Consider the following 13925-nt stretch of genomic DNA (forward strand, 5'->3'; position numbering starts at 1 on the left):
CGTGAGGGGAACGCCGTCCGTCGTTGGTCAGGCGGCGTGACCGAGGCATTCCTCGGCCACGTGCTTGTCGAGCGCCGCCCGCACCAGCGCGGCGGCGAGGACGGCCGGTTCCGTGTCGCCGGCGAGTTCGACGAGCCGGCCGGGGTCCTTGGGCAGCCCGAGGCGCTGCGCCCCGGACAGCGCCTTGTCGTCCAGGTACGGCGCCGCCTCGGGCCAGACCTGCTGGACCTCGGGCAGGAAGATGCTGACGCCGGCCGGGCCCAGCCCCGGCACCTCCTGGAGCAGGTCGCGCAGCTCGGAGACCTGGCCGTGGGCCTCCTCGCGCAGCCGGCGCAGGTCGCCGCCCCAGCGTTCGGTCACCAGTTCGGCGCCGTCGCCGAGCTGGGTGGCCGTGCGCTCGTCGTAGCGGCGGTAGCCGCCGCGGCCCAGCGCGTCGACGCGTTCCTGCCAGTCGGATCCGGCCATGCGGCGCGGATCGCGCAGGCCCGCGTCCGACAGCGCCCGGGCCGTGGCCACGGCGACCGAGCCGCGGATCCGGGCGCTGAGGAGTATGGCGAGCACCAGCAGCCGGTACAGCGGCTGCGGAGTGTCCTTCAGGGTGATACCGGCCTCCTGTGCGAACGTCTCGCCGTGCGCCGCGACCAGCTCCCGCAGGACCCGGGCGTCGCGGTCCCGGGTCACCGGGTGCCCTCGAGTGGCTCGTGTCCGATGCTCAGCCCTTGGCCGAGATCGCCGGCGGCCATCAGGCAGGCGCCGGTCAGCAGCGTGTACCGCACCGCGTTGGGGCTTTTGAGGTACAGCAGTTCTATCGTGGCCCCGGCCAGGACCAGCAGCAGCGCCGCGCGCGGTATCAGCCCCGCGGCCAGGGCGAGCGCGGCGGCCGTGCGGGTGACCAGTGTGGGCCGGTACACGGCCGCGAGGAGGGATGCCCGTCGGGGGCCGAATCGCTGCTCGACGAGGTGGAGGCTGAGCGAGCCGGGCACGAGCCGGTCCCAGCCGCCTTGGCCGAAGGACAGGACGAACCGCAGGGTGCAGACCGTGCCGAAGAGGATGCGGAACCAGTGCAGATGGCCGGGGTCGGTGGGGCGCTGGAATCCGGAAGCGAGGGCGTCAAAGAACCACACGGCTGTCCCTCACTTCGATGGGCTGTTCTCCGTCGGCGTTCAGGAGACGGCCGTGGCCGTCGATCCGGTCGTACCGGCCACTGTGGGTGAGGTGGGTGAGGATCGCCTGGAGCTGGGGCGGGCCGAGGATGAAGGAGCCGGGCGACAGGTACTCGTAGACGTTCACCGGCTCGGTGCGTCCGTCCTTGGTGCCGGTGAGTGTGATGATCGTGAAGTTGGCCCGGCAGAACATTTTCCAGCGCAGCCAGCGGCCGGGCAGGCGGGTGAAGCCGGTGACCATCCACGCCACCAAGGCGGCGGTGACGAGGAGTTGGGCAGCGGGCAGCACAGATGCGGACATGGCGAAGACCTCCGGGAAGGGGAGGGAGAAAGGGGGTGCGCCCCGGAGCGGGGCGCCGGGTCAGTGCTCGGGCTTGGGGGGCCGCTGCATCAGCGCGGTCGCGGCCTCGGTGAGGCTGATCTTTTCGTGCAGCAGAGTGGCCATCACCTCGGTGATGGGCATCTCCACACCGTGGACGCGGGCCAGTTCGAGGATCGCCGTTGCGGACTTCACACCCTCGGTGGTCTGCCGGGTGGCGGCTGTCGCCTCGGCCATGGTCATGCCCTGGCCGAGGTGGGCGCCGAAGGTGCGATTTCGGGAGAGCGGGGAGGTACAGGTGGCCACCAGGTCACCCAGTCCGGACAGGCCGGCGAGAGTCGCCGGGCGGGCGCCGAGTGCTGTGGCGAGGCGGATCGTCTCCGCCAGGCCCCGGGTGATGAGCATGGCGGCCGCGTTGTCGCCCATGCCCATGCCGGAGGCGATGCCGACAGCGAGCGCGATGACGTTCTTGATCGCGCCGCCGAGTTCGCAGCCGATCACGTCGGTGCTGGTGTACGGCCGGAAGTAGGAGGTGTGGCACGCCTGCTGGAAGCAGCGCGCGACGGCCTCGTCAGGGCAGGCGACGGTCGCGGCGGCCGGCTGGGCGGCCATGATCTCGCGGGCCAGGTTCGGGCCCGACAGCACCGCGATGCGGACCGCGCTCACACCGGTCACCTCGGCGATGACCTCGCTGGCCCGGAGCCCGGTGTCCCGCTCGATGCCCTTCATCAGCGACACAACCACAGTGTCCGGCCCGATGTGCGGCGTCCATACGGCGAGGCTGTCCCGCAGGGCCTGGGCGGGAATGGACAGCACGAGATAGTCGGCGCCGTCCAGTGCGGCGGCCGGGTCCGTCGTGGCCGTCAGGGAGGGCGGCAGTTCGACGTCCGGGAAGTAGGCCGGGTTGCGGTGCGTCGCGTTGATCGCGTCGGCGATCTCGTTGCGGCGGGCGTGCACGATCACGCTGGTACCGGCGTCGGCGAGGATCTTGGCGGCTGCGGTACCCCAGGACCCGGCCGACAACACTGCCGCACGGGCAGGGCGGTGCACGGTCACTGCGGGGTCCTCTCGCTGGTCGCGGGCCCGTCGCCGGCGGACGCAGGCCGGGTCATCGTATCGGCTGCCTCGGGGGCCTCCGGTTCGGTCAGGGGGCGGCGCAGGGTCAGCAGGACCGCGCGGCGGCCGGGAAGCGCGGGAAGCATCCGGTGCGCCTCGTGCAGCATGTTCTGCGCCTGGTCGTCGCCCAGCTCGCGCCGCAGCTCGTCGGCGTGGTCGATCCACAGCCGGTACAGGCGCGCCCACATCGCCGGTTCGGCGGGCCGCTCGTCGACGTGCTCCACGACGAGCCCGGCGGCGCGGGCCTGCTCCTCCCACACAGGTGCGGCGCCCCGGCGCAGGGCCCGAGTGAGGACCAGGCGGGCGCCGGGTGCCAGGATCCGGCCGAGCTCACGCACCGCGGCCGCCCGGTCCGCCGCGAGGGCGAAGGCGTCCACGCACACCGCGCCGTGAACGCTGCGGTCGGGCAGGCCGATGTCGTCCAGGGAGGCGACACGGAAAGCGGCCCGGCCGGCGGGGACGAACCGGCCGCTGCGGGCGGTGGCCTGCGCGACGGCGACGGGCGAGACGTCGAAGCCTTCCAGGCGGGCCGCCAGCGCGCGGGCGAGCCACAGCCCGACGCCTCCGGTGCCGCAGCCGGCATCGGCGAGGACCTGGCCGGGCCGCAGCCGCAGCCGGGCGGCCAGCAGCCCCAGCAGGGGCCAGTCGCACGAGCTGGAGGCGGCGACCTCGTGCGGGTAGTCGTCGCCCATCGCCGTGGCGTACAGGCGGGCGACCAGTGTGCTGCGGGCCCGCGCGGTGTGGAAGGCGTCGAACTGGGCCGCGAGCCGCACGGCGGGCGCGGGCGTGATGGCGGGGAGGCGTGTCATCGGGGCATCGCCCTTCGGAGGCGGGAGCGGGTACCGGGGCACACGACCTGCACCGCGTGGATCGGTGTGGACCCTTCGGACAGGTCCAGGGCGACCGGTTCGTGCCCGGTGACGTGCGCGACCCGCAGGGCCACGTCCTTGACCTGGGCGGCGAAGCCGGCGCTGGGTGCCCGGCCGAAGTGGGCCGTCGCCTGCGGCCACGGGGTGAGCCCCGCAGTGCGGGCCGGGCGGAAGGGCGGGATGTCGAACGAGGCGGGGTCGCTCGGCAGGTCGTCCCGCGTTCCGGCGATGGCGGTCAGCCGTGACTGGGCTGCTTCGGACAGGGCCCGGGTGGCTGCGATGGCCGGGCTGATGTGACAGCCGCCGCCGGCGAAGGTGACGGGGAAGTCCTCCGACCACAGGTAGGCCAGGCACACGGGCAGCCCGTACGGGCCGTCCACCAGCGACAGCTCCACCGCCATCCCCGCGGCCGCGAGCCGGGCAGTCACCTCCTGGCCGTACGGATCATCGACCGTGGCGGGGTTGATCAGCGTCCGCGCCTGCCCGCCGCACTGCCCGTCCCGGTACAGCACATCCCGTTCCACGACCTCGAACAGGGCGTGCAGCAGCGCCTCCTCGCGGGTGTTGCCGCACGCCAGGCCGGTGCTGGTCGCGCGCAGCAGATCCAAGCTCCACTCCGGCCGCTGGACGCGGCGCCGAACCAGGTCGACCGGCAGCAGGCGCTTCTGCCCGCTCACCACGCTGGTGCCGGCTGTCCACTCCCACACCACCCGGGCCAGGGCCTGCCTGGTGTACGGGAGGGTCATCGGCAGGTCGGTGACGGGGCAGTCCGGGGCCACCTCCGTCACCGGGCCCTGCACGGTGACGGGCAGCGGCTGTTCCACATGCCACAGCTCGATCGCCTCCATCACCGCCGACAGTTTGGCGAGGAGATCGGTGGCGCCCTTGCCCTGCGATCCGCTCAATGTCAGCGAAGTGGGCCGGATAGCCGTCCACACCGGCAGGCCGATGCAGTCGAGGCCGGTCAGCCGCGCGACCCGGCTGATGCCGAATTGCGGCAGCAGCGGGGCCAACAGCTGCCATGTCTCCTCGGCAGACCGGGCCCGTACCGTGCCCGGCAGCGTCATCGGACTGTCATCACGCACCATGGCCAGCCTCCTGGTTACTGGGGGTCTTTACGTCGTCGAGGTAGCCGGGCACCAACCGCTTGGCCGCCTCCACGGCGCGCACGCCGCAGACCAGGCCCCGCGCGGAGGCCTCGATGTCGAACCGCGGCTCGGGGCAGCGCCATACGGTCAGCAGGACCCGGCGTGTGAGGTCGTCGCGTACCGCCGCCGTGGAAAACCCGGGCCGGGTGCGGCGGGCCCTGGCGAGGGCATCGGCGTAGCGGGCGACCGCCGCACGGTCCTCGGGTGTCTCGCCGGCCAGCAGCAGGTCGACGTTCCTCTCGTCCCGCAGGTCGATGGCCGGGTGGAACACCTGATGAGCCAGCAGCAGAGCCCCGCCGGTGACCTGGGCCAGCCGGGTCTGTAGAAGTCGGCCCGGCCCGCCGTCGGCCGGGTGCAGGGACCGGTGTTCGAGATAGTCGGCCCATACTTTCGGGAAGTCCGGGTCGAACACCTGCTGGTAGACGAGACGGTCCTCGGTGGACAGGGTCAACCCGTCGATGTGGTTGCGGGCAAAAGCGTTGGACCAGCGCCGGAAGTACGCCGTCTGCCACATGCGCGGCGCGACGTGCATGGTGGGCGGGCTCTGGCCGTCGAGCGCGGCCTGCACGGCTGCCAGGGCATCGGCGCGCTTGAGGTCGGCGAAGTGCTCGTCCCGCGCACGCTGCCAGGCCAGCCACTCGGCGAACTCGGCCTCGCCGTGGCGGCGGCACACGGCCCGCACTGCTGCCGTGGTGCGCTGCGGGTAGTACACGGCGGTCAGCGCCTCCAGCAGCGCGGCGGCCCGCTCACGGTCGAGCACCCCCACAGAGACCGCCAGTTGCAGGGCGTACCGGAGGTTGACCACCGGCCAGGTCAGCGCCTGCCAACCACCGTCCGGGGCCTGCCCGACCGCCACCTCGTCGTCGCCATCGATCTCGCCGCGCACATAGGCGGTGAAGATGTGGCCGACCCCGAGCATTCCGACCGGCGCGAGTTCGGCCGCCCGCAGCGCGCCGATGCTCGCCGCCCCGATCACCCGCACACCCCGGCCCATCGCGGCGATGATCTCCTTGAGGCGCAGCGCCGGCGCCTGGTGATACACCCCGTCGATGATCACCACGGTGTCGCCGTTGCGGATGGTCTCGTCGAACAAGTCGCCGTGCTGTACCGGCGGCCGCATCTGCACCCCTGGTACGGCAAGCCGGGGGTCGGACTGCGGCAGAGTCGGCCCGGTGAATACGTGGATCACTTCATCTCCAGATCCAGGCGGTGGAGCATGAGGGGCGCCCCTCCTCCCGGGTTTCTGTAGGGCCGGGAGGAGGAACGCCCTGGTCAGGACGTGTGCGAGGGGACTACTCCTCGTCCTCCACGTCGACGGCGACCACCACGGGGCCGGTGAGTTCCTCGGTCGTCTCGTCCATCGAGGTGTCGATGGCTGCGATACCGGACTTGGACATGGTTCCCTCCTGGGGAATCGGTTTTCGGCTCCAGAGGAGCCTTTGCTCGCCGCCGAAAGGCGGCACCGGGGGCACAATTTGATTGCAGCCCGCCGGGGGTCTGATGGGACGGGTCCGTAAGGCCCGGCGCGGGGGCGGTGACCTTGCCGTGGGGGAACACGAGTCGGGCAGTCGACTCCCGCGCCGGGAGTTGACCTGTCCGGCGGCCGGCCGGGGAACATCCGGCCGCCGGACAGGGGTCTACGGGGTGCGCTCCAGTTCCTGCACCAGTTCGTCCAGGTCGACGAGTCGGAAGGAACTGAGTCGCCGTACGAGCTGGGAGGCGAGGACCGTCGAGATGAGCGGGTGGTTGTACGGGATCGGGCTGTCCGGCCGGTTCACGACCTGCACGCCCTGACTGCCGTAGCCGTAGCCGACGCCGCTCACCCCGTACAGGGGCGCACTCTGCGCCAGGAACACCATGGGCCGGCCGTCGAGGTGCGGGCACAGCTCGGCGGAGGCGCGCACGTGCCGGGCGCACACCAGTGGCTGGGCCGTGAGAATCTGTGTCTGACTGGTGTCCATCGTGTCCGGCCCGGAAAGGAAGACATACCCGATCGGTGTACGCGCGGGCTTGACGCATACCTGGCAGCGCATCGCCTGCATCGTGGCCCGTTGCCGCAGCGGGTGCATCATGCGCCACTGGGGTTTCCCCGTCGGCATCATGTCGTCGTCCACGGGGCCGGAGGAGCAGCGCGCCCACAGCACGCCACGCAGGTCCCGGTCCGCAGGGGCCTCATCGGCGTAGCGGAGCCTGTACTTGCCCGGCCCTAGCGTGGTCAGAAGCAGGTTGTTCGGGGCGGCTTCCTCCCCTTCACGCTGGACGACGTAGGGAACCAGGGTCGGCTTGGTGCGCACGGTGTTCTCTCTCGTGTGGAGCAGGAGCGTAGGGGCGGGCGCCTGGGTCATGCCACCGCCGTCAAGCAGCGGACGGCGACGAGCCGTTCGAGGAGTTCGTTGACGGTCCAGCCCATCCGGCGCAGGTGCCCGATGGCCTGCCAGCGGTCGCCGGGGACTTCCTCGGCGCGCAGCGTGCGGGCCTGCTCAATGAGCTGGGCCGAGGTGGTGTCCCGCTGGTCTTCTTCGGCGGCGAGGGCGATGTCCACGAGCTGCATGAGGTGCCCGCGCAATCGCTCGGCGATCTCCGCGACGTCCTCTTCAGTCGGTACGACGTCGTCCAGGGCGGCCGCGACGTCGTCGAGGAGGGCGTCCCCGTCGAACGGCCGCCAGGCGCGGAGCTTGTCCAGGACGGTGGTCAGCTGGTCATGGGGCAGGGGCGGCTTCCACTGTTCCACGGGCCGGGGGAGGCGTCGGGCGGTGCCGGGGGCGGTCATGGTCGGCCGCCGGAGAGGGCGAGCTTGCACCAGGTCGTCCCGTCGCCGCTGGTACCCCAGGTTCCGCCGTGGGCGCTGGCGAGGCAGTTGACGAGGAAGAGGCCGCGGCCGCGCTCGGCGGTGTCGTCGGCGCGCCGGGCGACCGGCCGGCCCGGCATCTCGTCGTGCACGGCCAGGTGCAGGAAGCCATCGCGAACCGTCATAGTGAAGGTGATCTGTGCGCCGTCGCCGTGCTGGATGGCGTTGGTGACCAGCTCGGAGACGATGAGCGTGGCGTCGTCGACCAGCGGTTCCAGACCGCAGTACCGCAGTCGGGCGGCGGTCAGCCGCCGGGCCATTCCCACACGGCGAGCGTCGTCCTCGGGGACGCCGTTCCCGTCCCGGGGCGGGCACACCTCGAAGCACACGCTCATCCGGTCGTCGACCAAGCGCGGATGCTTGGGCGAGCGCTCGTGACAGAGGCCGTCTGCCGCCGTGGTGGCGCCTCTCCTCAACGATGATGCGCTGGTCACCTTTGCTCCCAAGGGCCGAGATCGGTACTTGACTCGTAAGAGGTAACCGCTTGGTCACTGCCTGCGGGTACCGTTGAGGGCAGGTGGGACCGTGAACACCGTGAACGCCATGGAGCTGTCGGGAGTTGAAAGCATGGCCACGAGAAAACGCACACCCAACCCTGCCTTGGACAGGCTGCTTGAGCAGGCACGATGGACGCGCACGCAGCTCGCCCAGCAGGTGAACAGGCTCGGCCCGCAGGCCGGACTCGAACTTTCTTACGATCGGACGGCCGTTGCGCACTGGATCGCCGGTACGCCGCCGAAACCCGAGGTCAGGCCGTTGATTCTTGAGGCGCTGTCCGCTCGACTGGGGCGGCCGGTCACTCACGCGGAAGCCGGCTTACAACCCGCCGTGTCCGCGGACGGCTCCCAACCAGTCGACACTGTGGAGGAGTTGATCGACTTAGGAAGGGCGGATATGGACCCATCCCGTCGCGGCGTCCTGGCCGCGACTCTGTTCTCTGCGGCGCTCTCCGTACCCGTGTTCCAGCACACGGCGCAGGCAGCCAGTGACCCGAGCGCCCCGGGCAAGGCAACCGCACGGATCGGCGCCTCCCAAGTTGCTTCGGTTCGTTCCATGACGGAGCGGATCGCCGACATTCTCGATGAGTTCGGCGCAGGCCACGCCCGGCCCATGGCGGCCGCGTTCCTCGTCAACACCGTTGGCCCATGGCTCAGGGCGCAGGCTTCCGCCCCGGTGAAACGGAGCATGCTTGCTGCCGCATCGGACCTGACGTACCTGACTGGGTGGATGGCCATGTACGAGAAGGCCCACGGCCTGGGCCAGACGTACTACTCCAAAGCGCTCAAACTCGCCAATGAGGCGGAAGACCACATCACCTACTGCCGCACGTTGCGCGGCATGTCACTCCAGGCGTCGAACCTGCGGCACGGGCGGATGGCGCTGGAGCTGGCGGACTCCGCGGCTGAGGCCGCACCGTCGGCAGGCCCGCGCCTGGTGGCCTTCCTGCGCGGTCAGCAGGCCCACGCGGCGAGCATGGTAGGGGACAGCCGCCAGGCCCACACCCGGCTTCGCGAAGCCGAAACGGCGCTGGCGAAGGCCGACAACCGGCGCGACGCGATCGGCGGCTACGACCAGACCGCCTACCTCTTCCACGTCTCTCACGTACTGCTGGAGGAGAACGACCTGCCCGGCAGCATCGGCGCTCTACGGCAGTCCATCAAGGTGCAGCCGGCCAACGAACGGCAGGGCCGCGTCCACGCTTACGCCCTCCTGGCGCAGCGTCAGCTCCGGTACGGGCACGTCGAGGCGTCGTGCGAATCGTGGGAGCTGTTCCTGGACGAGTACGAGCACGTGTCGTCCGTCCGTGGCGACGACCACTTCGTCACGATGCGCAAGGAACTCACGCCGTATGCCAAGACGCGCGCGGTGCGGGCGTTGTCCGGCCGGGTGCGCGAGGTCGCGGCGGCCAAGGCCTGAGAACGGGGGCGCCTCCGGGGGAGCTGTCGGCAAACCCCGGAGGCGCCGACCACGATACGGGTATCTCGGCGTGGCCGGGGCTCGGTGGGCGAATTGCCCCATTGGCATATCGTTATCTGACCGTTCCGCGCGAAGTGGGAAGGTCGTTTCCGGCCCGCAGGGCTTGCTGTTAGCGCATTGCCAGTTCCTCGGCCGCCGCCCCCCTGTATCAGGCGCCATCGGGGGGTGCCTCTATGTCTTTCGTCAAGCGGTTCGGGGGCTCCTGGGTTCGTAGAAGGTTCCGTCGCGGAGCATGGCGAACAGGACGCTGATGCGGTGGCGGGCGAGGCGGAGGAGGGCCTGGGTGTGGGTTTTGCCGCGGGCTCGGCAGCGGTCGTAGTAGGACCGGGAGGCGGGATCGTGGAGGGCTGCGAACGCGGAGAGGAACATCGCGCGTTTCAGTTGCCGGTTGCCGCCTCTGGGAGCGTGTTCGCCATGGATCGACGTGCCGGACTGCTTCGTGGCCGGGGCGAGGCCCGCGTAGGAGGCGAGGTGGGCAGCGGTCGGAAACGAGCTGCCGTCGCCGACGGTGGCCAACAGGACTGCGGCGGTCCTGACGCCGATGCCGGGCAGGGTGCGGGTCTTCTTGAGTGACGGTGCTGGGGTCGGCGTGTCTGTCGGGGTGGTCTTCTCGTTGCGGTAGCTGGTTGATCGGCTGGCGTGGAGGGGTGGACCGGGTGGGCTGCGACGAGGTGCTCGTGCTGCTGCGGGAGCGTGAGGCGGCCTGCTGCAGGGAAGCGGAGCGGCTGCGCGGGGAGGCCGAGCGGATCGCCGGGCTGCTGCGGGTGTGTGAGGAGGAGTTGGCCCGGCTGTCCACGGCCGTCCAAGTGGTCGGCGAACTGCCGGTGGTGCAGGTTTCGGCCGCGTCCGCTCGGTTCCAGGTCCCCGCCCCGCGCCGCGAGTTGGCCGGCGGGCAGGCGTCGGCGGCGGAGGTGGCCGCGTCCTTCACCGAGCGGGTGCTGGGGGTACTGGCCGGGTATGCGGGCCCGGTGCGGTGTCGGCAGGTGGTGGAGGGACTGGGCCTGGAGGCGACGGCGCGCAACGTCGAGCGGGTACGCCACCAGTTGAAGAAGACCGCCGCCGTGGGTCAGGTGGTGCAGACGCCCGGCGGCCTGTTCGCTCTCACGCGCGAACGAGCCGCGGCAAATGGGTGAACGCCCGTGCGGGGGCGGTCCCTTCTCGTGTTGCCCGGGTGAATGTAAGCCGCTCAGCACGAGAAGGAACCCGGTGGCACCCTACCCGCAGCCGATCGCCCGCCCCGACGACTTCGCCGCCTCCCGCGCCCAACTGACAGCAATGATCGCCCGTTTGGGTGGCGCGGAGATGATGGCCTGCCCCCATGAGGTGCTGGAGGACTACCTGACCGCGACCGGGCGCGAGCTCCAGCGGCTGCTCATGCAGGACCAGCTCGACGCCCGGGCCCGCTTGGAGGAGCGCCGCCCGGCCGTGGCCGGGGCTGACGGAATCGCGCGGGTGAGGGCCGAACAGGGCCATCGCCGGCTCCTTGCCACCACGGTGGGCAGGGTGGAGGTGGCCCGGATCGCCTACCGCGCCCCGGGTGCTGCCAACCTGCATGTCGCTGATGCCGCCCTGGCCCTGCCGACACGCCTGCACTCCTTCCCGCTGCAGCGCGCGGTGGTCCACGAGGTCGCCGACGGTCCGCTGAGGCAGGCGCGCGAGGGCCTGGCCCGGACCACCGGCCAGCAGTTGGGCACCCGCCAGCTGCGGGAGATCACCAGCGAGGCCGCCCGGGACGTGCGCGACTTCTACGCCCAACGCGCCCAGGAGCCGGGGTCGGGCGGCCCCGGCGGGCGGGACCTGCTGGTCCTCAGTATCGACGCCACCGGCGTGAACATGATCCCCTCCGGACTGCGCACCCCGGCCCCGGCTCGGCCCGCCGGCCCGCAGCCGCCCTCGGCCCAGCTCTCCTCGCGCGAGCGGACCGGCCGCACCCGCATGGCCTGCGTCACCGCCTGCTACGACGCAGCCCCCGCGCCCCGCAGTGCCGCGGATGTACTGCCCAAGGACGCGGCCGAACGCGAGGCCCGCCGCCCGGGCCCGCGCGCCGCGGGCCGCCGGATCGACGCCTCCCTGGAGCACTCCACCGCCGCCATGGTCACCACGCTGTTCGACCAGGCCGAAAAACGCGACCCGACGCACGAACGCCGCTGGATCGTGCTGGTCGACGGCGCCAACCACCAGCTGGAATGTCTGGAGAGAGAAGCCGCCGGACGCGGCGTGGACATCGACATCGTCGTCGACTTCGTGCACGTGCTCGAATACCTGTGGAAGGCGGCTGAGGACCTGCACTCCGCCCAGCCGGCCCGCGCCGCCTTCGTCCAGGCCACAGCCCGCGCCCTGCTGGAGGGCCACGCCCCGCGCGTGGTCGCCGACCTGCACGCCTACCAGCGCGCCCGCGCCAAACAGGACCGCCCCGCACCCGGACTGGAACGCGCCGCCGCCTACCTGAAGGCCAAGCAGACCTACCTGAACTACCACATCGCCCTCACCCTGGGCTGGCCGATCGCCAGCGGCGTCATCGAGGGCTGCTGCCGCTACCTCGTGAAAGATCGTCTGGATGTGACCGGGGCGAGGTGGAGCCTTCCCGGCGGTGAAGCGGTCCTGCTCCTGCGTGCCGTCATCGCCAACGACGACTTCGAGGAGTACTGGCAGTTCCACGTGCGCCGCGAGTACCAGCGCACCCACGCGGCGCTCTACCAGGAGCAACTCGACATCGCCGCATGACTGCGCAAGATCCGCTCACTCAAGGAGACTCGCACCCCCCGGTGGTCGCACAGGTCGGCCTGTGCCTGCGGGTCGGGCACCATCTGGTCTTCAAGCAGGCGGTGGCTCACGCGCTGAGGGAGCATCACCATGGACGTGGTGGAGTGCCGGGGGAGGCCGCCGCTGATGGGGGTCTCCTGGTCGTCCCAGTGGTCGGTCGGGCCGGTGTGCTGGCGCAGCCACCGGTCCAGGTCGCGGGCGGTGTCCTCGGCGGTGCCGAAGGCGGGGCGGGGATGGCCGGGGGCGTAGCGGGCGCCGTAGGGGATGCGCTCGTCGTCGGGGGTGCCGTCGGCCAGGAGCCTCTCCGGCTTGTCGAGCGGCGCCCGCCACTTCTTGACGTGGTCGGCGAAGCGGGTGTGGGCGGACTGGCGGGTGATGTTCAAGGCCTCGCCGATCTCCTCCCAGCTGGTGCCGCGCTCGCGCTCGAAGATGGCCGCCCAGCGCTGGACGTCGTCCGCCAGGCGGGTCAGACGGGCCGCCTCACGAACGTAGTCGGGGTGCCGTTGACGAGCGGCGAACCAGGTGACAGGTAACCCGCCAGTAGCTTCAGGGCGCGTTTTCACTTTTCTGGGCAGCTTGTCCGGCTGATGGGTGTGCTGCCTGTCCTGCGCCACGGCTTCTCGTACTTGCCGCCGCACGCCCAACACTGTGCTCGGAAGAGGGTGGCGGCCGGGCCCATTGTTTCGCTCGGCTCGGCCGGGTACTCGGTTCCCCATCAAGACCGGCAAGAACGCGGTCACCTCACCGTCGGTCGCCTCGCTGTACCGGGCGCTCGCCGAGGCTGAGGAAGCCGAACCGGTCGCGTAACAGGGCCACCCTTCGATCCGAAGGCTACTGGCGGGTTACTTGTCACCTGGTTCGCCGCTCGTTAAAGGCACCCCCACATGGGTGACACCGTTGCAAGATCACCGCCGTTTGCGGCTGGGTTGGGTCGGGCCGGGGCGCGGTACTGGCCTTGCGACCAGCCCGTTTCCCCGACCCGCCCGCCGCACCCGCCGTGCGTGTCTCCACGCAACGGGCGCTCCACGTGCCTTGGCCGGTGGTCAGCCGCCGGTAGCTGCGGCTGTCGGTCGTGGTGTCCACGGGGTCGGGATGTTGCTGCCGCGGTAGCGGTAGCGGATCACCTTGACGCTGGACGCGCCGGTGAACTCGACTCCGTCGCAGATGAGCTTCCAACTGCCCGGTCGGCAGAACCGGCGGCGCAGTTCCCTCCAGCTGAGTCGGGAGTGCTTGTGGAAGATCCAGCGAACGATGCGATGCCACGCGTGCTCATCGACCGTGCTGAACACCGCCTTCGACACCCCGTGCCGGAAGTAGTTCGCCCACCCGCGCAAGGTGCGGTTGAGGCTGGCCAGCAGCTCGTCCACGTCCCTGTGCAGGTCTGATCTGCGTGTTCTGTCTTTCACCTTGTCCTTGATCGACTGGATCGCCTTCTTGGACGGCTTGGTGTAGACGTAGTGCTTCTGCGTTCCCCGCTTCCGCTGCCTGCGGATGTGGAAGCCGAGGAAGTCGAAGCCCTCATCGATATGGACCACCTGGGTCTTCTCCGGTGCCAGACGCAGCCCCAACGGGGCGAGCACGCCGGCCACCTCCTCGCGCAGGCTCTCGGCATGGCGGCGTTCCCCGGAGACCATCAGAACGAAGTCGTCCGCGAAACGAATCAGCCGCCAGTTGCCCAGTCCGTGCTTCCTGCGCGTGACCCGCCGCTTGTAGCTGCCCATC

15 protein-coding genes and 1 pseudogene are annotated in these 13925 nt (G+C 70.8%); 3 read left to right on the forward strand and 13 right to left on the reverse strand.

Annotation, left to right across the window (positions count from 1 at the left end; all coding sequences use genetic code 11):
* Positions 1-27 precede the first annotated feature (27 nt).
* From ACFPZI_RS20905 to ACFPZI_RS20950, 10 genes are all read right to left on the reverse strand, one after another.
* Positions 28-681: an endonuclease gene (locus ACFPZI_RS20905; RefSeq protein WP_381217571.1), complete on the reverse strand. Its 654-nt coding sequence runs from the start codon at positions 679-681 to the stop codon at positions 28-30.
* Positions 678-1124 (reverse strand): hypothetical protein, encoded by a 447-nt coding sequence (locus tag ACFPZI_RS20910; protein ID WP_381365040.1) that lies wholly within the window; start codon positions 1122-1124, stop codon positions 678-680. Before ACFPZI_RS20910 ends, ACFPZI_RS20905 begins: the two co-directional genes overlap by 4 nt.
* The gene (locus ACFPZI_RS20915) at positions 1111-1464 is read right to left on the reverse strand and encodes a hypothetical protein (RefSeq protein ID WP_381365046.1); all 354 of its coding nucleotides are present in this window, start codon (positions 1462-1464) and stop codon (positions 1111-1113) included. The genes ACFPZI_RS20910 and ACFPZI_RS20915 overlap by 14 nt, the downstream gene beginning before the upstream one ends.
* 60 nt (positions 1465-1524) lie before the next feature.
* On the reverse strand, positions 1525-2532 hold the full coding sequence (locus ACFPZI_RS20920; RefSeq protein ID WP_381365077.1) for an NAD(P)H-dependent glycerol-3-phosphate dehydrogenase: 1008 nt from the start codon (positions 2530-2532) through the stop codon (positions 1525-1527).
* A gap of 2 nt (positions 2533-2534) precedes the next feature.
* Entirely contained in the window at positions 2535-3407 is an 873-nt protein-coding gene (locus ACFPZI_RS20925; RefSeq protein WP_381365048.1) for a class I SAM-dependent methyltransferase, read from the reverse strand.
* The gene (locus ACFPZI_RS20930) at positions 3404-4555 is read right to left on the reverse strand and encodes a YcaO-like family protein (protein ID WP_381365050.1); all 1152 of its coding nucleotides are present in this window, start codon (positions 4553-4555) and stop codon (positions 3404-3406) included. The genes ACFPZI_RS20925 and ACFPZI_RS20930 overlap by 4 nt, the downstream gene beginning before the upstream one ends.
* Positions 4545-5804 (reverse strand): TfuA-like protein, encoded by a 1260-nt coding sequence (locus ACFPZI_RS20935; RefSeq protein WP_381365053.1) that lies wholly within the window; start codon positions 5802-5804, stop codon positions 4545-4547. Before ACFPZI_RS20935 ends, ACFPZI_RS20930 begins: the two co-directional genes overlap by 11 nt.
* 448 nt (positions 5805-6252) lie before the next feature.
* Positions 6253-6909, reverse strand: a complete 657-nt coding sequence (locus ACFPZI_RS20940; protein WP_381365056.1) for a hypothetical protein — start codon at positions 6907-6909, stop codon at positions 6253-6255.
* A gap of 47 nt (positions 6910-6956) precedes the next feature.
* The gene (locus tag ACFPZI_RS20945; RefSeq protein WP_381365058.1) at positions 6957-7385 is read right to left on the reverse strand and encodes a DUF6415 family natural product biosynthesis protein; all 429 of its coding nucleotides are present in this window, start codon (positions 7383-7385) and stop codon (positions 6957-6959) included.
* Positions 7382-7813 carry an ATP-binding protein gene (locus tag ACFPZI_RS20950; protein WP_381365060.1) on the reverse strand — a complete coding sequence of 144 codons (432 nt, stop codon included), beginning with the start codon at positions 7811-7813 and terminating at the stop codon, positions 7382-7384. Before ACFPZI_RS20950 ends, ACFPZI_RS20945 begins: the two co-directional genes overlap by 4 nt.
* Before the next feature lie 217 nt (positions 7814-8030).
* On the opposite strand from ACFPZI_RS20950, the gene ACFPZI_RS20955 reads away from it, so the two are divergent.
* Complete coding sequence (locus ACFPZI_RS20955) at positions 8031-9380, forward strand: hypothetical protein (protein ID WP_381365080.1); 1350 nt, start codon at positions 8031-8033, stop codon at positions 9378-9380.
* Between the two features lie 243 nt (positions 9381-9623).
* Here the strand turns inward: ACFPZI_RS20955 and ACFPZI_RS20960 are convergent.
* A pseudogene (locus ACFPZI_RS20960) lies at positions 9624-9995 on the reverse strand (transposase); the annotation flags it as partial.
* 71 nt (positions 9996-10066) lie between these two features.
* Here ACFPZI_RS20960 and ACFPZI_RS20965 point away from each other — a divergent pair.
* Together ACFPZI_RS20965 and ACFPZI_RS20970 are read left to right on the forward strand one after the other, a co-directional pair.
* Positions 10067-10573, forward strand: a complete 507-nt coding sequence (locus ACFPZI_RS20965; protein WP_381365063.1) for a hypothetical protein — start codon at positions 10067-10069, stop codon at positions 10571-10573.
* A 73-nt stretch (positions 10574-10646) separates the two neighbouring features.
* The gene (locus ACFPZI_RS20970; RefSeq protein ID WP_381365065.1) at positions 10647-12164 is read left to right on the forward strand and encodes an ISKra4 family transposase; all 1518 of its coding nucleotides are present in this window, start codon (positions 10647-10649) and stop codon (positions 12162-12164) included.
* Here ACFPZI_RS20970 and ACFPZI_RS20975 read toward each other — a convergent pair.
* A complete protein-coding gene (locus tag ACFPZI_RS20975; protein ID WP_381365068.1) occupies positions 12134-12766 on the reverse strand; it encodes a hypothetical protein in 633 nt (210 codons plus the stop codon). The genes ACFPZI_RS20970 and ACFPZI_RS20975 overlap by 31 nt on opposite strands.
* 480 nt (positions 12767-13246) lie before the next feature.
* On the reverse strand, positions 13247-13925 hold a 679-nt coding region (locus ACFPZI_RS20980; RefSeq protein WP_381365071.1), incomplete at its 5' end, for a group II intron maturase-specific domain-containing protein.

It is taken from the genome of Streptomyces chlorus (genome assembly GCF_042655885.1).
Taxonomy (GTDB): domain Bacteria; phylum Actinomycetota; class Actinomycetes; order Streptomycetales; family Streptomycetaceae; genus Streptomyces; species Streptomyces chlorus.